The sequence below is a fragment of the Phyllobacterium sp. LjRoot231 genome, assembly GCF_964253365.1.
In the GTDB taxonomy this organism is placed as follows: domain Bacteria; phylum Pseudomonadota; class Alphaproteobacteria; order Rhizobiales; family Rhizobiaceae; genus Phyllobacterium.
In genome coordinates, this window is the sequence record NZ_CAXUQT020000001.1 from 2,077,746 (window position 1) to 2,098,662 (window position 20,917).

General features: G+C 57.6%; 14 protein-coding genes and 1 pseudogene. 9 read left to right on the forward strand and 6 right to left on the reverse strand.

Going from position 1 to position 20,917, the window contains the following annotated elements; translation table 11 throughout:
• Positions 1-2,163, reverse strand: coding sequence for a mechanosensitive ion channel family protein (locus ACSQ3H_RS10210; protein WP_436116953.1), 2,163 nt, complete (start codon positions 2,161-2,163; stop codon positions 1-3).
• Positions 2,164-2,456: 293 nt separating this feature from the next.
• Between ACSQ3H_RS10210 and ACSQ3H_RS10215 the strand changes: the two genes are divergently transcribed.
• The 3 genes from ACSQ3H_RS10215 (at position 2,457) to ACSQ3H_RS10225 (ending at position 6,102) form a co-directional block, all read left to right on the forward strand.
• A complete protein-coding gene (locus ACSQ3H_RS10215; protein WP_436116954.1) occupies positions 2,457-3,029 on the forward strand; it encodes a hypothetical protein in 573 nt (190 codons plus the stop codon).
• 161 nt (positions 3,030-3,190) lie between these two features.
• Positions 3,191-5,272: a hypothetical protein gene (locus ACSQ3H_RS10220; RefSeq protein ID WP_436116955.1), complete on the forward strand. Its 2,082-nt coding sequence runs from the start codon at positions 3,191-3,193 to the stop codon at positions 5,270-5,272.
• Positions 5,273-5,706: 434 nt separating this feature from the next.
• On the forward strand, positions 5,707-6,102 hold the full coding sequence (locus ACSQ3H_RS10225; protein WP_436116956.1) for a nuclear transport factor 2 family protein: 396 nt from the start codon (positions 5,707-5,709) through the stop codon (positions 6,100-6,102).
• A gap of 194 nt (positions 6,103-6,296) precedes the next feature.
• Here ACSQ3H_RS10225 and ACSQ3H_RS10230 read toward each other — a convergent pair whose 3' ends face one another.
• From ACSQ3H_RS10230 to ACSQ3H_RS10245, 4 genes are all read right to left on the reverse strand, one after another.
• Entirely contained in the window at positions 6,297-6,953 is a 657-nt protein-coding gene (locus ACSQ3H_RS10230) for a hypothetical protein (protein WP_436116957.1), read from the reverse strand.
• Between the two features lie 565 nt (positions 6,954-7,518).
• Positions 7,519-8,322, reverse strand: a complete 804-nt coding sequence (locus ACSQ3H_RS10235; protein ID WP_436116958.1) for a hypothetical protein — start codon at positions 8,320-8,322, stop codon at positions 7,519-7,521.
• A 116-nt stretch (positions 8,323-8,438) separates the two neighbouring features.
• Positions 8,439-10,163: an arylsulfatase gene (locus ACSQ3H_RS10240; RefSeq protein WP_436116959.1), complete on the reverse strand. Its 1,725-nt coding sequence runs from the start codon at positions 10,161-10,163 to the stop codon at positions 8,439-8,441.
• Positions 10,164-11,090: 927 nt separating this feature from the next.
• Positions 11,091-11,594, reverse strand: coding sequence for an ion channel (locus ACSQ3H_RS10245; protein WP_436116960.1), 504 nt, complete (start codon positions 11,592-11,594; stop codon positions 11,091-11,093).
• A 284-nt stretch (positions 11,595-11,878) separates the two neighbouring features.
• On the opposite strand from ACSQ3H_RS10245, the gene ACSQ3H_RS10250 reads away from it, so the two are divergent.
• From ACSQ3H_RS10250 to ACSQ3H_RS10260, 3 genes and pseudogenes are all read left to right on the forward strand, one after another.
• Entirely contained in the window at positions 11,879-12,346 is a 468-nt protein-coding gene (locus tag ACSQ3H_RS10250; protein WP_436116961.1) for a DUF992 domain-containing protein, read from the forward strand.
• A gap of 123 nt (positions 12,347-12,469) precedes the next feature.
• A complete protein-coding gene (locus ACSQ3H_RS10255) occupies positions 12,470-12,817 on the forward strand; it encodes a hypothetical protein (RefSeq protein WP_436116962.1) in 348 nt (115 codons plus the stop codon).
• Between the two features lie 125 nt (positions 12,818-12,942).
• Positions 12,943-14,330 (forward strand): annotated as a pseudogene (locus ACSQ3H_RS10260) (transposase).
• Between the two features lie 163 nt (positions 14,331-14,493).
• Here the strand turns inward: ACSQ3H_RS10260 and nusG are convergent.
• Positions 14,494-14,745 (reverse strand): transcription termination/antitermination protein NusG, encoded by a 252-nt coding sequence (nusG, locus tag ACSQ3H_RS10265; protein ID WP_436116963.1) that lies wholly within the window; start codon positions 14,743-14,745, stop codon positions 14,494-14,496.
• Between the two features lie 186 nt (positions 14,746-14,931).
• On the opposite strand from nusG, the gene ACSQ3H_RS10270 reads away from it, so the two are divergent.
• From ACSQ3H_RS10270 to ACSQ3H_RS10280, 3 genes are all read left to right on the forward strand, one after another.
• A complete protein-coding gene (locus ACSQ3H_RS10270; protein ID WP_436116964.1) occupies positions 14,932-16,713 on the forward strand; it encodes an adenylate/guanylate cyclase domain-containing protein in 1,782 nt (593 codons plus the stop codon).
• Between the two features lie 514 nt (positions 16,714-17,227).
• Entirely contained in the window at positions 17,228-18,748 is a 1,521-nt protein-coding gene (locus ACSQ3H_RS10275; RefSeq protein ID WP_436116965.1) for an FAD-dependent oxidoreductase, read from the forward strand.
• Between the two features lie 392 nt (positions 18,749-19,140).
• Positions 19,141-20,529, forward strand: a complete 1,389-nt coding sequence (locus ACSQ3H_RS10280; RefSeq protein WP_436116966.1) for a transposase — start codon at positions 19,141-19,143, stop codon at positions 20,527-20,529.
• Positions 20,530-20,917 lie beyond the last annotated feature (388 nt).

Below are 20,917 nucleotides of genomic sequence, written 5' to 3' on the forward strand. Positions count from 1 at the left end.
TCAACCTTCGCCCTCCACCAATTTCAATTTTGCTTCAGTAGCCTTCTTGCGTGCAATGGTATCTGTTGCAGCCGCCACGGCACCTGCCGAGTGATCCTCGCCGCCTGCGACCTGCACGGTCGGTGAAGCAAAGCCGACGCCGTTCAACGCAAAGGCTTCCCGGATCATCGCATAGGCGCGACGACGAATGGAGGATTGGTGGCCGGGTTTGGTCATCACGGCGAAGCTGAGGTTGATGCCATAGTCGCCGAAGGCCTCCACGCCCTTCATCTTGACCGTTTCGATGATCTGCGGGCCGAATTCCTCATCTTCGAGCAGCGCCGCACCGACACCCTTCACCAGCTTTTTGACCTTGGCGATATCCGTGTCATAGTTCACCGATAGAAGGAACTTGTCGATGACCCAATCCCGGCTCATGTTCTGCACCGCTCCCAGCGTACCGAACGGAACGGTGAAAATGGGACCGCGATGGTGGCGCAGTTTGACCGAGCGGATGCCGAAGGATTCAACGGTGCCCATGTAGCTGCCGCTCTGGATATATTCACCCACCCGGAAAGCATCATCGGTCATGTAGAAGACGCCGCTGATAATGTCCCTGACCAGCGACTGCGAGCCGAAACCGATCGCGACGCCAAAAATGCCTGCGCCCGCGATCAATGGGCCGATTGCCACGCCTAGTCCTGACAGAACCATCATAACCGCAACAGTCGCGATGAGCACGGCGAGGAAGTTGCGCAGGATCGGCAGCAGCGTCATCAGCCGTCCGCTGCGGGCCAGCGCAGCTTCATCGCCGCCTTCAATGCGGGCACGTTCAATGCGCAGGTTGATGAGGCCCTTGACCATGTGCCAGATCAGGTCAGCTCCCAGCAGGATAACTATGCCGCTCAAGACGCCGCGGATCATGCGACTGGCGGCCTCGTCGTCCATCAGTCCGCTTGCGCGAAGCCGAACGACCGTGGCGAGCCAGGCGACTGCAAGGATGATGATAACTACCCTCGCACCCCGCTCGATGAGCACTTCAAATACGGGATTCCCGGCCTTTGGCGCATCGTCGGGGCCGGAGAAGAACGACTTCACGATTGTGCTGGTCGTTCTCAAGATCGGTGGGAGGATCAGGGCGTATATGCCGACCCACAAAGCAAGGCTCATGCCGGCAACCCACAACAGCCAGAGCAGGCACAGATAGAGTGTGAGCAGCCATTCCTTGACGCGATAGGCCCGGGAAGCAACAGGGGCTTCGGGGCGGCGCCACCCGGTTTCGAGTGCGACGGCCAGAAGACCGAGGCCGAGTATGTAAACGATCAGGCTCTTGACGTTGGGTGTAAAATTGAGCGCCGTCATCACTCGCGCCACCGCCCATCCCGTAAAGAAGATACCTGTGAACAAGGCAACACGGTGATACCAGAAGGCGGCCTTCACGTCATCCATCGGAATGAGACGCATGGTGCCCTGGCTGCCATCATTCAACTGCCGACGGTTTATTCCGAGCAGAATAGCTGTCATTCGCATGATCACGCGCCAGGCGATAAGGGCGACGAGCATGGGAAGGACAAGCATGGCCAGCAGTGGCGGCCATGTGAAGGCGTGGAAAGCCCCGATACTGGCTAACGCAAAGACCACCAGCGGCGCGATGGCGACGAAAATCGAGCGGCCGATCAGGTGATGCCGTGCGGGCGAACCTGCCTCAGTCGTGGCGGGCGCGTTTTGTCGGCTTGCTTGGCTCAGTACACGCCGAAAGACAAGTTCGGCCCCGAAGCCGAGTGCAGCAAATGCGGCGAAGAGCACCAGGATCGCTCCCGGCCCTCGACCGTTGATTTCGGTCATGATCGTAGAGCGCGCGCCCGAAAATTCACCGGGAACTGCCGGAATGGCTTGTCCGATACCGCGCAAGTGCGCTCGAATGGCGTTCGACCAGAGCATGAAGTCGCTCGCTGAAGGCGCAACAGAAATCTCTTCCGCTGGCGGCGCACCCTTTTTGTTGATCCACGCTTTGACTTCCGGATCATCCAGGAGTTTGATCAGTTCCTCAACCTTGGCCGGAGGGGGCGGCGTAGCTGCGCTCTGCGCTTCCGAAGGCGTGAGAAACGCCCACAATAAAGCGAGGCTCAATACGAGCAGGATGCTTACCTTGGCGGTCAAGTCCCGGGTTGCAGCAATGTGCATTCAAATCCCCTGACATGCAGTTTTAACACTATACGCCGGAGCTTCTGCGAAGTCTCCTTTTGGCGGCCCTAAGCAGACATTGGCGGGTGGCTGATGTTGTTGGCGTGCCTAACTGAATACCCACGACCGCAGCGCACTGTATGTTACTGTAACCTACTTCACCGGTGGCCCCTAATCAGAAATACTCCTGCAAGTTGTACGCGTCTACAACCTTCGCGACCTTAAGCGCAAGCGGGCGGCCGAGTACTAGTATAGATGAGTTCGGCCGACCTTGCAGGAATAAAGGAGCCGAAATGCCCGGGACGATAGGACCGAATCCGAAGCTGCTGCTTTCGGTCATGGGTGCGCTTGAGGCAGCGACCGGGTTGGTGCTGCTGGTGACGCCTTCGGTACTGGTCGAGCTGCTGCTCGGTGCCGCGCCCGGTACGCCTGCCGGCGTGACGGTCAGTCGCGTGGCCGGCGTGGCGCTGCTTGCCCTTGGCGTTGCGTGCTGGCTGGCCCGAGCGGACGCGGCGAGCCATGCCGCGAAAGGTCTTGGTCGTGGCAATGTTTCTCTACAACATTGGGGTGGCAGCGGTCCTTGTCCTTGCGTGGTTGCGCCTTGGGCTGTTCGGCATCGCTCTTTGGCCTGCTGCCTTGGCCCATGTTGGACTAGCCGCCTGGTGCGTCGCGTGCATGTCAACGCGAACCCTCAACGCAAAATTCCCTTAGATGAAACTCGCTTTTCCAGCTCGATGTCCGATGTTGGCGCATATGCGCCATCTTGGGCAGCCTCAGCTATGTCCGCTTTCCACCCAAAGCAGAAATTCGCGTCCAGCCCAGTAGGCAACGATGTCGTCAGAATGCATATGACAGGTGCAGCCTGACGGCATGTATCTCTTCACTCTACCGGGCTACAACGGAGAAATTCCCCAGGGCTATTTTCCACCGCGCACTTAGCTGCCGGATCAAAGTAGTAGACTATCCGCACCGACAATAGTGTTATCATTAATTTGACACTGCATTCATCTGGCGTTGGGATCATGCCATGGGAACGGGCGCACGGGTCATTATTGCAATTGCTTTATTTGCGGCCATCGGTGTCGGATGGCTGGCGCTTCAACATTCAAATTTCGAGCGAGACCGCACCATATCGGAGTGGAGATCGCTGTCCGAGACGGAAAACCTCCTGAAGCAGAAGCCTATTCCAGAAGCGTGGTCAGCGGGCGTGTTTGTTTCGGAACGGGGATTAAACACCGCACTGGAAAGCCTAAAAGATGCACAAATTGCCTACGACCCCGAATTTAGGGCAGATGAGGACACCGTCGTAACCCTGCGGGCCGTTACAGTCTACTTTCAACCGGGTATTGCCTTGGCAAACCTTCGCCTCGACGCCTATTCGAAGAAACGCGATCTGACTGTAAAGTTTGATGGCCAAGCCTCCCTCGTTTTCAAAGGCATAGAAGAAGGGGAGAATGGGAACGGGCAAGCCGTCTTCGCGATCTCTCTGTTGAAACTCGATCCCCAATTCGGATGGGGATGGTTCAATATCAAGTTGAGGGGGTATGCTAGCGACCTCATCGAAACGGGTCTCATGCTGAAGTTCACTGAAGCTTTCAACATGAAGCTCCCCTTCAAAAACACGTTCACTTATGATTTGAAGCAAGTTCTCACGAGGACTTTTCCGGTCCGCGATCCGAAAGATGAAAACTGGATCAAGGTTCAGATCACCGTCCCGCCATATGAGCTGTCGCAAAAAATTCAAGCCGCCAACGCTGTCGTCCTCGACGGCGGAATATGGCTACTGACTGATTTCAACGAAAAGCCTATGGCAACCAGTATCGATGAGCCTCCCTCCGAAATTCAGGATGACATCGTCAGGATGCGAAAAAATCTGGAGCAAATCCGGATTCCCAAATTGAACGACGCCGATATAGCCCTTTGGATAAACGGGACCGTTGCTCACCTGCTTCAGGATAGGTTCAACCGACTCCCTGCTGCGAACAGGACCGCAACCGTCAAATCGGTGCAAATCAAAGGCCGGCTTGCTGACCAAAAATGGAGAGACGAAGTTCTCGGCGAGGGTGGGGTTTTCGCCGAGCTTGCTAACCCAGGCGCGGTCGCGGCAACGGTAGTGGTGAATGCAGTCCGCATGTCTTGGACTAAAGGAAGACGCTTGAAGGTTTCGCTCAATGCCCAGGCCGACGCCAAGGCATCCGTACATCTGCATGTCGACCCCTTGATAGGAAGAGGCATCGGCACGACGGTCGGCCTGCCCGGAAATACAGGCATAGAGTCCGGGGTCGATGCAGGCATCGAAATAAGGGAGGTGGGTGGCAATACAGTCGTGATGCTAAAGCCCGACATCGGTTGCCGCGACGTCAAGCTGGCGCTTAAGACAGACGGAAAAGCGAAGTTTGAGGAAGCTTGGGTATCGGTTCCGTCAGTCGGAGCAAACATCACCCTACCGGTCGGCCTGCGGACTGCTCCCGATATCCTGCTCTTCAGTGATTTGCCTTTTCAAAGACAGGGTCGCGGGCCGGATGGCAAACCCCTCAAGGTCAAAAATGGGGCCGACCATTTCCTATTCACACCAGCTTGGACCGAGGTACAGTACGCACTCGTCCCGAAGCGGGTCGAAGGTGACGATGCGGGTCTCTGGATAGCGGCCAAACTGATCACCAAATTCCTTGACTCCGAGACGGCAGGCTACGATCGCGCTGCTGCCGAAAAGAAACTGGCTGCCTCGGCGACCGAAGGACAGGTCAGGGTCAACTGCCCGGGCGAACCCGGCTTTGCCCTGACGATCGGCGATCTCGAGTTCGGCAGCAACGACGAGCTTGTGAAATTCTTCCGGGAACGAGGACTGCCTTTGCCGCAGATACTAGGTGGATTGCCCGGCATTCCCGGCACAGGTCCTACTATACCATCCCCAATATCGCCTACTCCCGGTCCCGCAATTCCGAATATACCGTCCCCTCTACCGCCCACTCCCGATCCCACAATTCCGAATATACCATCCCCAATATCGCCTACTCCCGGTCCCGCAATTCCGAATATACCGTCCCCTCTACCGCCTACTCCCGGTCCCACGAACAATCCGATAGAAACGTTGCGCGACCTCTTTTGACTAAGACGCTTTCGAAACAGCGTTTTGTGCAGGACGACAGGGGCTCGGAAATTCAACACGAGATCGATGAAGAACACTACGAAAGTGTTTGCCTTGGTCGGGTTGGTCTCCACGGAAGCTTGTAGCGCAATGATGGCCACTGTTGGCGCGTTTGCGACCTCTGCTGGCGTCGCGAGTTGGCCCGAAGGTGACATTCGGTTAGGCCACTTGTCCAAATCGAGGCGAGAGGTTCTTCGCGCCACTGGCCGACGAAATCGCACATTGTCGGGGGTTCCCCACAGGCGTATCCTTAAACCAAACTGCAATCGCCCGCATCGTGAGGCGACACACGACTGGCGCGATCGGCAATAGCGCCCCACGTTTCAGAATAGCGTACAGCACAATGAATTCAGTGGTTTCGAAATGATAGCCGGAAGCGTAGGTGGGAGATTGAGATGGATGATCGAACCGTGCGGATGGCGCTGGAGCGCCATTGGGATGCTTCGGACGCGAGCGATTTCAAGGTCGAACATGAAATCTACCGCGAGGATGCTGTCCTTTATTATCCGCAGTCGGGCGAACGGATTCGCGGCCGGCACAACATTCAAGCGAGCCGTTTCGTCCAGCCAAACAAAAAGCGTTTTACGGTCCGGCGAATTATCGGTAGCGGCGATCTCTGGGTCACTGAATTCGTACTTACCTATGACGGCGTACCATCTTATTCGGTGAGCATCATGGAATTCCGCGAAGGACTGGTGGTCAACGAAACGCAATATTTCGCCGATCGGTTTGACCCGGCACCCTCGCGTGCGCATCTTGTTGAGCGGGTGGGTGAAAACACGTCATTGTAAATACACCGCCGAGGAGAACCGGGATCGGGGTTGATGTAGATGAGATTTCAGTACGGCTTGGCCCCCCTGTCTTCGACGACTGCTTTGCGGCCCTAAGCGGTCATTTGAGCCAGTTCGTTTACGCACCTCTCGTTGTTGCATCCAGCCCTTCCACGTAAACTATATCTTGAAGCGGCCGCTGAGTTTGTGCACCGCTACGGGATAACGTTGACCGCGCGAGCGGCGACGATGACGAGCGTCAACAGCGAGATCGTGCTCTCCAGCATCATCAGCATCTTTGCACGTCTAGTGAGCGGAAGTACGTCGGTAGGACTGAACGCCGTCGCCGTGTTGTACCCAAGGAACAGGTAGTCGAGGAACACTGGCTGCCAATCCGGTGATGCGACTTCGGGTGCCGCCGTCTGTGGAAAGAGCCAGTCCGGCTTTGTTGTCGCCCCACTCGCCCGAGCGGATGGGCCGTCACGATCGATTTGCCAGTAAAGCAATGAGAAGGTCAAAACATTGGTGACCCAGATCGCAAGCGATGAGGAGAGCAGTGAGACAGCGCGGGTTTCCGGTGGGTGAAGCGTGATGATCCCGATCATGTCTGCCAACTCCGCTGCCGTGTTGGCGATGTAGGCCGCACCAAGAAGCATGATTACGGTCCGCTCAATACGCATCCACAAAGTGTTTGCAGTTAGTGTGACCACAATCATGGGCACAATAACCACAAGCGCTACGACGTAGGAAACCCACACCGGCATGACCTGCACATGGTGGGGCAGCACTGCCAAAAGACCAAGCACGACCAGTATCGCGAGAGCGGGAGCCCATCGTGGTTCGTCGCGAACAGATTGGGCGCGCTCGTTCATGGGCATTGGATCGGTTCAGCGACGATATATTCCGTCTCACGGCGGGCGAATCGCAAGCTCACACGACCGGCTAGGTCGGCTTCAAGTGTGATCCTTGGTTCCATATTTCCTCTCGTCGCCTAGCCGTTCTCAACGTGAGATCTGATGAGAAACCTATACGTTGCTCGGAAGAACTGCACCGGCAGCGTAAACCTGCCACGGAGATGTCACAAGGCCGCTGTGCTGGGCCTGGCGGACAAGCCCAGTTATCTTGAGCCGATGCCAGCCACCTGTTTGCCGAGATGATCAATCGGTGGCATGTTCGATGTCGACAAGCCACTTTTGGATAGCAGCAGGCAAGTTCGGAAATGCCCTCTCTCACGCTGTAGCGCTGGCACTTCTACTTGGCGCTGTTGCGGCTCTGGTGTGAAAGCGCCAGATCGAGCACAATCGCTTGGCGGAACAGTTTCTCCGCCTCGTTCAGGCGCTGCCGCCGTGCCAAGCAGCGTGGCCGAAATCATCCGGATCGGGCGAGCTTCCCACCCTAAGTCATGACCTACTGCGTCCATGTTTTAGATCAATCAATTCAGTAACAAGGTGGAAGCGGATAATAGCCGCATTGCGGGTAGTAGTATGGATTGGCCGCTGCCGCACCTATGGCCGCACCCGCTACCGCTCCGGCTGCTACCGCACCGCTGCCATACCAGGCTCCGTGGTAGACCGGAGCATGCCAGTAGGTCCCGCCGACACGGGTGATATTGGTGTCATCGACGTGGGCGAAATTCCCGTGGAACCCGCCCCCAAAGTCACCACCACGGAATCCGCCACCCTGGAATCCACCTGCAGCAAATCCACCGCCGCGGAAGCCGCCCCCACCAAAGCCCCCACCGAAATGATCGATGAAAAGTGCTGCTGGTCCAGTCCCACCATCCAGACTTCCTTCAAGCACGGCAACGTCGAAGGTGAGAGTGTTGCCCTCCAACTTGGGAGATTTGAGCGTGACCACAGCGTCACTGACCCCTGATCCGTCGCCGCCCAGCACGGATACCGTGGCATTTGGAGGATCAATGGCAAAGTTGTCCTTGCCGTCATCCCACTGCATGATGAACTGCTCGGTGGTGACATGCCCGGCGGCCCGCACCGGGCGATCGGCAAAGACGATGGAATTTGCCGACACCCCGGTGAGAACAAGCTTCCCACCATCAAGCCTGGCCCCTGCCGAATTGATGACTGCAAGTGAGGGCACCGGGCCAGTCGGCGTGACCGTCCCGATGGTTTTTTGCAGGGGTACATTTGGCTTTTTGGCGGATTCCTGGGCTGGTGCTCCCGATGTCGCCAGCGCCAAGCCTCCGACGAAAGCGACAAAGCCTGCAATGCGATCGATATTCATGTCAGTTATCCTTCCAAAATTAGAGATCTAAGGGCAAGCCGCCTGAGCATCGTGTGCCTCGGCACACGGACGGAAGTGAAGCGGACGCCCCAAGGGCATCCGCTCCCAATGGCTCGCTATTCGCCGGCTCGACGCTCCGATCGCATTTGCTTAACCTGTTGGACGACCTGCTCCAGATTATAGCTGGCCGGGTCCTGCATTGGCGGGAAGTCGACATAGCTCTGGAGTTCCTTCAACCACAGCACCTGGCCGATCGGCAGGAGGTTCCAGTCGTAGATGTAGGCTGTCACCGGCCCGGCAAGAGCCCCGCCCTGGCCAAAGAGGGTCTTGATCTGCTGCCCGACCGAGGTTTCGAACGGGTCGCGCTTGATGTTGACGACTTGGGTCCAGTGATAGGGAACCACCCCGTTGAGGAAGCCTTCCGGCGCATCGGACACCATCGCGAAGTACATCTTCCAGTTCTTATAGCGCACGGCAGACGGGTCCTTGCCGGAATAGTAGAAGAACGTATCGCGGGCGGATTTCTCCGATTTTCCTTCAAGATAGTCACGCTGGTTGACACCATCGAGTGTGGTCTTGACTATCCCGGGATAGGCACCCTTCTCGATTTCCGCCTTCAGTTCGTTACCCTTCGGACCGCCGGCTATGTCGACCAGGGTAGGCAGCCAGTCGAGCGAGGCGAATATGTCGTTCTTCACCGTTCCAGGCTCGATATGGCCGGGCCAGCGTACCACCAGCGGAGCACGCATGCCGCCTTCCCAAGTAGTCAGCTTGCCACCCTTGAACGGGGTCGTGCCGCCGTCGGGGAAGGTGATGGTTTCAGCGCCGTTGTCGGTCGTGAACGCGATGATAGTATTGTCAAGCTGCCCCATCTCATCGAGTTTTTTCAGCACGTAGCCGATATTGTCGTCCATCTGCTTCATGCCGGCTTCATTGACGCCCCAGTCCTTGCCGCCGGGCTCGCCCACCATGCCCATGTATTTGTCCGGCAGCACGGTGGTGACGTGCATGCGCGCCGGGTTGTACCAGACGAAGAACGGCTTGTTGGTCTTCTTCGGGTCATTACGGTCGAGGAAGTCGATGACGTGGCTGGAGATCTCCTCGTCCACCGTCTTCGAGCGTTCCAGCGTCAGCGGGCCTTCGTCCTTGCAGCTTTGGTTGGCGGCAGTCCCGTCGGAGGACTTGCAGGCCAGCATCGGACGCGGCGGCGTCAGGCAAGTCGTCTTCGCAGGGTCGACCGCAGCGGGATCTTCCTGAAGCCCAGGGATCGGTGTGTTCTTGCAGGGCGGTGCGACCGTCTGCTCTGTCGGCGTCTTGTTGATGTCGGGGAAGCTTACTCCCTGCATGGCATCGAGGTGATAAAGGTATCCCCAGAACTCGTGAAAACCGTGAGCGGTCGGCAAAGCCTCGGTGTGATCGCCAAGGTGGTTCTTGCCGAACTCACCAGTGTTATAGCCGAGGTCACGCAGGAACCACGCCAGCGTCGGCGTGCCAGGCCGCAAATACGAGGGGCTGCCCGGCAGCTGTGGTGGGATCATGCCAGTGCGAAGCGGGTGCATCCCTGTCAAGAATGCGTTCCGCCCCGCCGTGCAACTCTGCTCGGCATAATAGGTCGTGAACATCGCACCTTCCTGACCGATGCGATCAATGTTGGGTGTTTCCCCGACCATCAAACCGCGATGATATATACCGGGCTGCATCCACCCGATGTCGTCGCCCATGATGAACAGGATGTTGGGCTTGTTTTGCGCGTCCTGCGCCTCGGCGGGTGCGAGCGCACCGCATAACATCGTCCCGGCTACCAAAGCGCCAAGACCGAACTTCAGGGTTCTCCCGGTCATTTTTAGCTCCTCCGTTTAAGTACTTATTGTTAAACAAGCACCGCGTTTGGCGGCTCGAAATGTCCTTCCCCAGCTGTATAAAACAACGATGTGAGCAATTGCTGATTAAGTGTTCGATGGTACGCAGCGTACGCAAATCGGGCAGTGAGGTGCCGTCCGTTTAAAAACCGCCTAAGTATTTTCTTCGCGGGTATGCCTGCTATTACAAATTATTCGTAGATCAGCTGCCAGTGAAGTACGTAACAGTTACAAAGCACGGACATCTTCGACAAACCCGTAAAGTTTTAATTATTCAACTCCTACAAGTTTAGTCCGATGAACTCTCGTTCTCGCGCTTGGTCGGCATTTCACTTGAGGGATGCTAGTCGACAAGCATCTGCCACAGGCATCAAGGGCACGAAATACGCACTCATCGAATCGACGTTGGTCCCGCATGATGCGACCGACAGGAAGAGCGCAATATCGGCGAGATGTACAACTGGATGCTCGGGCCGCTGCTGAAAAGCCGTGGAGGAATTCAAGTCCACCTTGGTGCGATCGCCTAACCCGCCAGCAGCGAACATGACAAGGTTTTAGGTTTTTGGTACGGACCCGTCGCGATCGGGTGATCGCGCACATAGTTCCCGGCCCCTATCCTTCACGAATGTCCGCAGACGGGCGCAGTAGAACCGACATGGGCTTGGCTTGACGGGCGGGCGAGCGCTTCCGACCACCGCGGTCCTTCGGTTTCGTAGCTATCCTCACCGCTATATAAGAACACAGCCGTAAAATGCTTGTTTCTCAATTAGATTACCTTTGGTGGTTTGCTACCTAATTCCGGATTGATTGGCGGATGCCCGCTGTTGCGCAAAGCGGACATTGCACCGCGTTCAACCTATACGGGCAGGCCGCCAGGAGCTATTTCGGTTGACAGCATGCCTGCACCAATCATCGGTCCGCGTCGGTATCGTCTGAAAAAGTGCAGTCGTCCGATTCCTTGGCCCGCGCCCTGTCAAGTCTACCAAACTCGGTCATAATGCTCACGAGCACGCTGCCTGTCCAACCAAAGGTGAACAAACCCGATATCGCTATGATTGGTCCGAGCAACCGCCACTGATCAGGCAGTCTGATGTTGCCTTCGCCGAGTGTGGTGTAGTTTTCCAAAACGAAATAATAGCTGTCGCGCATCGAGGGTATCAAACCTCGCGCAGATATCGGAATGGCCCAGATGAGGGTTTCGGCGAAATGCAATGTTGCCAGGGAGGCGATGGTTACCGCCAGCAATAGGTTGGGCTGCCAATGTGGCGTGCTGCTTGTCATATGAATCCAGGATTTGCTGAAGCGTCGATTTATGACTCTGATACCCGCGCCATGTACGAAAATGACAATGATCAAGATCAGCGTGCCGACCGCAATTTCCAGAACAGGCTTGGGGGTTGAAAGTTCGTCCATCCTTTTGTCCTTATGAGTTCAAGAAGAGTTGCAGCCTTGGTGCGATGCCGCCTGTGACGAAGTCAGCTTGTCCTAATTAGACGACTCGCAATGCCCGGTCCAATCAGTCCCAAGCTGAAAGTCAGGTGCGAATTTCTGGTGTCAAGCGTACTCCAGACAATCCCCCTGTAACTGTTACGTACTTCCCTTCTTCGGTCTGGAGCGAACCTATGTTGTTTTTCAGTGTATCGCCGGAGCTGCCTCAACGTTGTTCCCAGCTGATCGAAGAAGAATAGGAGTTACAAATGACTTTTCTCCATAAGGTTCTTGGGTGTGCCGCCGCGTTCATTCCTTTTGACGCAAGTGCGGAATCTGCCCAAATTGGAACGCTCGCCTGCGATGTGTCCAAAGGGATAGGAATGTTTGTCGTGGAGAAGCAAAAACTCTCCTGCACGTTCAAGCAGGACAAGGGCGGTGATACCGACAATTACACCGGATCGATCGACGAATATGGGATCGCACTCGGCGAAGTCGCGTCGGGGCACTTGATCTGGGGCGTCGTTGCGGCGACCAGCGGACTTCCAGCAGGGGCGCTCGCAGGTACCTATGGCGGTGTTGGAGCAAACGCCTCGGTCGGCCCCGGCGCGGGTGCAAACATTCTTGTAGGCGGCACGGGCAAAGCGTTTTCCTTGCAGCCCATTTCAGTGGAGGGCCAGGAGGGCATTAACTTCGCCGGAGGGGTTACGACTGTCACTTTAAATCCGGCACCTTGATGTGACCATGGCGCATTCAGCTGGGGGAAGCGAATGCTTGTTGGTAAAGCCGTGGAGCACCTGCGCGCGCAGCTGGTCAAACGGCAGGATCAAGTAACGGGCAATGCATATGGGGGAAACAGAATGCGCACTGCAACTTCAATACCGATACTAGCGATAATAATACTTGCAGGGTGTCAATCGACTGGCAACGACGCTGACGGCGTGCCAGCTTCAGCCGTGCCGCCCGCTATGGATGCGACCGCTACCACGACGGAGGGCGCGCCGGCCGACCTTGCCGATCTGGTAAATGCCTCTGCCGCCGGCGCTCAAGCCCAGATGCAGGCACGCGGTTACGCGTTCACCCAGCAGCAAGGTTCGACCACGTACTGGTGGAATCCCAAAACGACAATCTGCGCAACGACGGTAACCAGCAACGGGAAGTTTCAAACTATCGGAACGGCAACAGCGCGCTACTGCGGCCAGCGATAATCAGAGTTGCGCTATCGAATATAGCTGGACGTCCCCTTTTAGCGGATACTGTTGAAAAACTCGTTGTTGCAGGCGCCTGGGACGCATGATTCACTCCTCTGAGTGATTTGGCAGGGGATCAGGCGATGATGGGATTTCAGGCGGCTCCGGCGCAGCTCTTCTACGATTTCAGCCTCGATGAGCACGTGCCGGCCGATCATCTTCTGCGCCGGATCGACAACCACCTGGACCTCGATAGCGTCCGCACGCAGTTGAATCCCTACTACAGCAGCACGGGTCGGCCCTCGATCGATCCAGAACTGATGATGCGAATGCTGATCATCGGATACAGCATGGGTATCCGGTCGGAGCGCCGGCGTGCGAGGAGGTTCATCTCAATCTCGCCTACCGTTTGTTCTGTCGGCTTGGACTGGACGGCAAGGTACCGGACCATTCCAGCTTCTCGAAGAACCGCCACGGGCGTTTCCGGCAAAGCGATATCCTTCGGCATCTGTTCGAGACGGTGGTGGAGCGCTGCCTGGCGCAGGGGCTGGTTGGGACTGAAGGCTTTGCCGTCGATGCCAGCTTGATTGCTGCCGATGCCAACAAGCAGCGCTCAGTGCCTGGCTTGGAATGGAGTGTCCAAGAGGCGAAGGATAATGCTGGGCGTTCCGTGCAGGAATATCTGGCGGTCCTCGATGATGCCGCCTTCGGAGCGGCTTCGCAGGTGATGCCGAAGTTCATTTCCCCGTCGGACCCGGCAGCCCAATGGACCGGAGCACATAAAGGCCACGCCTTCTTCGCCTACGCCACCAACTATCTGATCGACACCGACCATGGCGTCATTCTCGATGTTGAAGCCACCCGTGCCATCCGCCAAGCGGAAGTTGGCGCTTCACGCACGATGATCGACAGAACCGAGAACCGCTTTGGCCTGAAGCCACACTATGTTGTGGCGGACAGCGCCTACGGCTCTGCCGATAATCTTGCATGGCTCGTCAAACACAAGAAGATTGCTCCGCATATTCCGGTGTTCGACAAGTCCAACCGGACGGACGGGACCTTCTCGCGTGCCGATTTTGTCTGGGATGGCGAGAATGATCGCTACATCTGCCCGGCAGGCAAGGAACTGGCGCAGTTCCGGCGCACCTACGCAACCCCGCGATCAGGCATCACGAGCGAGGGCACCCGGCTTTACCGGGCCGGCAAGAAGGATTGCGATGCCTGCGACCTCAAGCAGCGCTGCTGCCCGAATACATTTGCTCGCAAAGTCCCACGCGATCTCAATGAGGATGCGCGCGATGTCGCAAGAGCTATCGCCGAGACACCGGATTACGAGCGTTCGCGGCATCGGCGCAAAAAGGTGGAAATGCTCTTTGCTCACCTCAAGCGCATTCTAAAAATGACGCGACTGAGGCTGCGAGGCCCATGCGGTGCACGCGATGAATTCCTTCTCGCTGCAACAGCACAAAATCTCAGAAGGCTGGCAAAGCTCAGGCCTTCACGCCTGCCAACGGCCGCCATGGCAATTTGATGGCCTGCGGCACACTCCCATCCAGCCGTGTTAGAGCCAGGGCCGCCTTGCAAACGTCCTGAAAAACCTCGCGCAGAGCGTCGAGGATGCTCAAACTCCGAGTTTTTCAACGATATCAGCGCAAAGCGGACACAATCCTGCAACGTACTCACAGATTTGGAAATCAAGCCGCGGGACACAATTGTCCGGCTTCGAATTCCACAGGGGTCATGCGGCCGAAAATATCAAGAAGTGCTTTGATCCTTCCTGATCTGGTTACCTCCTGAATCGTACCGCCGAAACTCACGAACGGGTTCATGCTATTGGCAACCCAAATGCTTCCGCCTTTCGGAAAACGCATCTCCGTTGTTGCCTTCTTCGACTTGGCCCCTTCCTTGCGGTGAATGCGAGCAGCTCGGGTGTCGTCGAACTGCATGTCGACTTCTGCGAGATAGATTGCTCCGACTATCGCGGTTATGAGCGGGCCTTTCTCCCGTGGATCGGGAGTCCCAAAGCGATCGTCGGCCGATGGCTGTTGGGCGACTTTCTTAGCGAGCCAAACCAAGCTCGGGAAGCATTGGCGGGGACTTTATGGTAATCTGGGTCGAGGTGGACTGGCGCTATGAGCGAGATGCGGAAAATCGCGGCGATCCTGGTCGCGGATGTGGTCGGTTACAGCCGTCTCGCTGGCGCGGACGAGGATCGCATCTTGGCGCGGCTGCGGGCGCTGCGCAGCGATCTGATCGATCCCACGATCGCCGTGCACAATGGCCGCGTGGTCAAGCGCACAGGAGACGGAAGCCTCATCGAGTTCCGCAGCGTCGTCGATGCCGTGCGCTGCGCCATTGAAGTGCAGAAAAGCATGGTTGAGCGCAATGCCGGTCTGCCGCCCGATCGCCGGATCGAGTTTCGCGTCGGCATCCATCTGGGCGATGTGGTCGAGGAGAGCGATGGTGATCTCATGGGAGACGGTGTCAATATCGCCGCGCGCCTCGAAGGCATTTGCGAGCCTGGCTGTATCTGTCTGTCCGAGCAAGCGTACTGGCAGGTCAAGGCAAGGCTCGATCTCGCGATCGACGATCGCGGCGCAATGCAGCTCAAGAACATCGCTGATCCGGTTCACGTCTATTCGCTGCAAGTCGGCGTCCGCGCCCAGGAGCAGCCCGCGGCATCGGCGGACCCCGCAGGGAGGGAAAAGCCTTTGCCGCGTCTCGCGCTGCCCGACAAACCGTCGATCGCGGTCTTGCCGTTCCAGAACATGAGCGGCGACACTGAGCAGGAATATTTCGCCGACGGCATGGTCGAGGACATAATCACCGGGCTGTCGCGGATCAAATGGCTGTTCGTGATCGCGCGCAATTCGAGCTTCGTTTACAAAGGGAAGGCCGTCGATATACGGCAGGTCGGGCGCGAACTCGGCGTGCGCTATGTGTTGGAGGGGGGCGTGCGCAAGGCGGGCGATCGATTGCGCATCAGCGCCCAGCTCATCGAAGCCGAGACCGGCGCGCATCTGTGGGCAGAGCGATACGACGGCGCGCTGGAGGATGTTTTCGATCTGCAGGACCAGATCACCGACAAGGTCGTCGGCATCGTTGAGCCGAGTCTGCAAAGGTCGGAGATTGAGCGCGCGCGGCAAAAGCGTCCGGAAAATCTCGACGCCTACGACCTCTATCTGCGCGCTGTCCCCCACATGGCAACGGTGATGCCCGCGGACGCCAAGATAGCAGCGGGGCTTCTGGAGGACGCGCTCAGGCTGGACCCGAACTACGCCGCCGCCCACGCCCGTCTTGCGTGGTGCCATGAGATTTTCTTCTCGCGCGGCGGGTTCGGCGCGGCCGACAAGGCCGCCGGGATGGAGCACGCGCGCGCTGTGGTCGCGAGCGGCACCGATGACGCGACGGCGTTGGCCATTGCCGCCTTTGCAATTTCCATGCTCAGCAAGGAGCGCGAGGCGGCACTGAGCGCCGTCGAACGCGCCTTGTCGCTGAACGCCTCGTGCGCCACGGCGCTCTATTTCGGCTCTGTTATCTACGCTTTCGCCGGCGACCCCGCCCAGGCGACCTCGAGTGCCAACCGAGCGCTGCGGCTCAGTCCATTCGATCCGATGGCGTATGGAGCGCATCTTGCGCTCGGAGCGGCGGCCGTGGAGGAGACGCGTTACAACGAGGCGGCACCGCACTTCGCCAGGGCCGTTCAAGCCAATCCCCGCTTCAGCACACTTTATTTCTTTGAGGCCGCTTCGCTGGCGCTGGCCGGACGCTATGAAGAAGCGGGGCCGATCGCGCAGCGACTGCTTGAACTGGAACCGGGATTTCGGCTCCGCATGATCTTCGAAGTCGGATTGGTGCAGAATCTCGCCGACAGGTTCGCAGAAGGCGCACGCATCGTGGGATTACCCGAATAACCCGGCGGCGGACAGTCCACCGGCGGACCGGCCTTGCCGAGCCACTGCAGACCGATGTTTGGAATTCGCATGCGTTGGCCTCCGTCGCCGAAGGTCCGCATGTGGCGGATATTGTTGAAAAAGTCGATTTTCTATAGCGTCTGATTTATTGGAGGGCCGTAGAGGCTGATACTGAAAATTGACGGGGGGACCCACCAATTTTGCGAGCAAGCAGCGTGTGAGGCGCGTAGCCAAATTGGGACTGCATCGAGCGGCAACGTCCCCTTAGACTGCGAAATGGCGGACTTTTCGGCGAGCCCCGATTGGGGACTTTTTCAACACTATCGGCGCAAAGCGGACATTCATTCTTTATGCTGTACCGATACCGACTGTTCCGATCGGAAAGCACGGACGGTTGATCGATTGTAGGGGCGCTTTTATCCCAGCATAACAGGTCGTAATATGGTAAGGCCTAACTGACAGCCATCTGTATCGGCTTCAAGGCTGCCACCTGTTCGCTATCGAGGAGACACCCATGGTTGAAAACCAGTCCCCAAGCGGCCCCGACCTGACACAGGGCGTTCCTGTTACTGCCCTCGACGGAGGGAAGCTCCTCGGTCATGTCGGGCAACAGGATGTTCTCCTTTTGCGCGTGGCGGACGAGATATTCGCGATCGATGCTTACTGCAGCCACTATCACGGACCCCTCATCGACGGGCTGGTGGTGGAAAGCACGGTGCGCTGTCCCTGGCACCACGCATGTTTCGATCTGAGCAGCGGCGAAGCTATCCGCGCGCCAGCTCTAAGCTCATTGTCGTGCTGGCGCGTCGACAAGCAAGACGGGAACATCTTCATTCAGCACAAACGCGATGACCAAAAACAGGCACAGCCATCGCAATCGGCCGCGCCGGAAAGCATCGTCATCATCGGTGGTGGTGCAGCGGGTTTTGCCGCGGCAGAAATGCTTCGCCGGCGGGATTTCCAAGGCAGCATTGTTATGCTGAGCGCGGACTCTGCCGCTCCCGTCGATCGACCGAACCTTTCGAAGGATTACCTAGCGGGCAGCGCGCCCGAAGAATGGGTGCCGCTGCGGTCGGACAAGTATTATAGCAAGGCGAAAATCGACCTTCGCCTTCGGGCGGAGATCACCTCCATCGACACTTTGTCACAAGATGTCGTGACTGCCAGCGGAGACAAGATTCCCTATGATCGACTGCTCTTGGCAACAGGCGCAGAACCAGTGCGCTTGACCATACCCGGCGCGGATCAGCCGAATGTCCATACGCTGCGCACGCTCGATGACAGCCGCGCCATCATCGCTGCCGCTAAGAGCGCTCGACGTACCGTCGTGATAGGGGCCAGCTTTATCGGACTCGAGGTCGCCGCTGCCCTGCGCGCACGCGATATCGAAGTTCACGTCGTCGCTCCGAACAAACGGCCGATGGAGCGAGTTCTCGGGCCGGAGATGGGGGATTTCATCCGAGCACTTCATGAAGAGCATGGCGTCATTTTTCATCTCGAAGACACGGTAGTGGCAATTGAAGGCTCAAATGTTCGGCTCCGGAGCGGAGCCGTGCATGAAGCCGATTTCGTTGTTGCCGGCATCGGGGTACGGCCGCGCCTTGCACTGGCCGAGCAGGCTGGCCTTGCTATCGACGACGGTGTCGTGGTCAACGCCTATCTAGAAACAAGCGTGCCGGGAATTTATGCGGCAGGCGATATTGCGCGCTGGCCTGATCCGCATTCCGGTCAAAGCATTCGTGTCGAGCATTGGGTGGTCGCGCAACGCCAAGGGCAGATCGCTGCACTCAACATGCTTGGACGGCAGGAAAAGTTCGAGGCCGTGCCTTTCTTCTGGAGCCAGCACTATGACATCCCGATCAACTACGTTGGTCATGCAGGAACATGGGATGAGATTGTCATCGACGGCGATATCAAAGCGAAGGACTGCACGCTGCAATACAAAAGCGGTGGACGGGTTCTTGCCACAGTCACCATTTACCGGGATTTCGAAAGTCTAGAGGCCGAAGTCCGGATGGAGCGCGAAATCGCTTAAAGTGCCACTCAGTGACCGTCATCCTTTTGCTTATGCGATGATGGCGGGTTTTGGCGCAAAGCGACCGCTGGTTCCCCCACCGGTCTCAGCCCACAGTTCGATCTGTTCTGCAATGTGGATGGCGTCGTGGCGCAAAGCGGACATGGGGAAGGCGAGCGATCGCCGGTGCGTGGAATCGCTGCGTCCAACCATTCGCTTTGGTGGTGGCCGCCATTGAATTTGACGTCGGCTATTGATGGAGCCTTTGGCATTGGTGAGAGGGGCCTCGATGTACGAGCCTGCCTGCCGCCACTAAATGTTCGCTTCTGGCGGATACTGTTGAAAAACTCGTTGTTGCAGGCGCTTGGGACGCATGATTCAATCCTCTGAGTGATTTGGCAGGGGATCAGGCGATGATGGGATTTCAGGCGGCTCCGGCGCAGCTCTTCTACGATTTCTGCCTCGATGAGCACGTGCCGGCCGATCATCTTCTGCGCCGGATCGACAACCACCTGGACCTCGATAGCGTCCGCACGCAGTTGAATCCCTACTACAGCAGCACGGGTCGGCCCTCGATTGATCCAGAACTGATGATGCGAATGCTGATCATCGGCTACAGCATGGGTATCCGGTCGGAGCGCCGGCTGTGCGAGGAGGTTCATCTCAATCTCGCCTACCGTTTGTTCTGCCGGCTTGGACTGGACGGCAAGGTACCGGACCATTCCAGCTTCTCGAAGAACCGCCACGGGCGTTTCCGGCAAAGCGATATCCTTCGGCATCTGTTCGAGACGGTGGTGGAGCGCTGCCTGGCGCAGGGACTGGTTGGTGCTGAGGGCTTTGCCGTCGATGCCAGCTTGATTGCTGCCGACGCCAACAAGCAGCGCTCGGTGCCCGGCTCGGAATGGAGTGTCCAGGAGGCGAAGGATAATGCTGGGCGTTCCGTGCAGGAATATCTGGCGGTCCTCGATGATGCCGCCTTCGGCGCGGCTTCGCAGGTGATGCCGAAGTTCATTTCCCCGTCGGACCCGGCAGCCCAATGGACCGGAGCACATAAAGGCCACGCCTTCTTCGCCTACGCCACCAACTATCTGATCGACACCGACCATGGCGTCATTCTCGATGTTGAAGCCACCCGTGCCATCCGCCAGGCGGAAGTTGGCGCATCCCGCACGATGATCGACAGAACCGAGAACCGCTTTGGCCTGAAGCCACACTATGTGGTGGCGGACAGCGCCTACGGCTCTGCCGACAATCTGGCCTGGCTGGTCAAGGATAAGAAGATCGCGCCGCACATTCCTGTGTTCGACAAATCGCACCGGACGGACGGGACCTTCTCGCGTGCCGATTTTGTCTGGGACGGCGAGAATGATCGCTACATCTGCCCTGCAGGCAAGGAACTGAAGCAGTTCCACCGAACCTATGAGACCGCCAGATCAGGGATCACGAGCGAGGGCACCCGGCTTTACCGGGCCCGCAAGAAGGATTGCGATGCCTGTGAACTCAAACAGCGTTGCTGCCCGAATGCAGTTGCTCGCAAAGTCCCACGCGATCGCAATGAGGATGCGCGCGATGTCGCAAGAGCTATCACAGAGACACCGGATTACGAGCGTTCGCGGCATCGGCGCAAAAAGGTGGAAATGCTCTTTGCTCACCTCAAGCGCATTCTAAAAATGGCGCGACTGAGGCTGCGAGGCCCATGCGGTGCACGCGATGAATTCCTTCTCGCTGCAACAGCACAAAATCTCCGAAGGCTGGCAAAGCTCAGGCCTTCACGCCTGCCAACGGCCGCCATGGCAGTTTGATGGCCTGCGGCACACTCCCATCAGCCGCGTCAGAGCCAGGGCCGCCTTGCAAACGTCCTGAAAAACCTCGCGCAGAGCGTCGAGGATGCTCAAACTCCGAGTTTTTCAACGATATCGGCGCTAAGCGGACACTATGAAATGTCCCCTCTTGGCGCGAAGCGGCGGACATGATGAATGTCCGCACGTGACGCTGCACCCAGTTGTCGCACCTCGCGACATCGATCACTTCGGCAGTTATCAAGCAGAAAGTTGTCGGTTGCCGAGGATCAGGCGTGAGTCGGCCATTCCTCCAGCGTGAGACACACAAGATTCATAGCCAGTCGGCTGTCGGGTCCATGATCAATAATGTCCAATTGCGGCGAGCAAAGGCTTGAGAAGATCAGCGCGG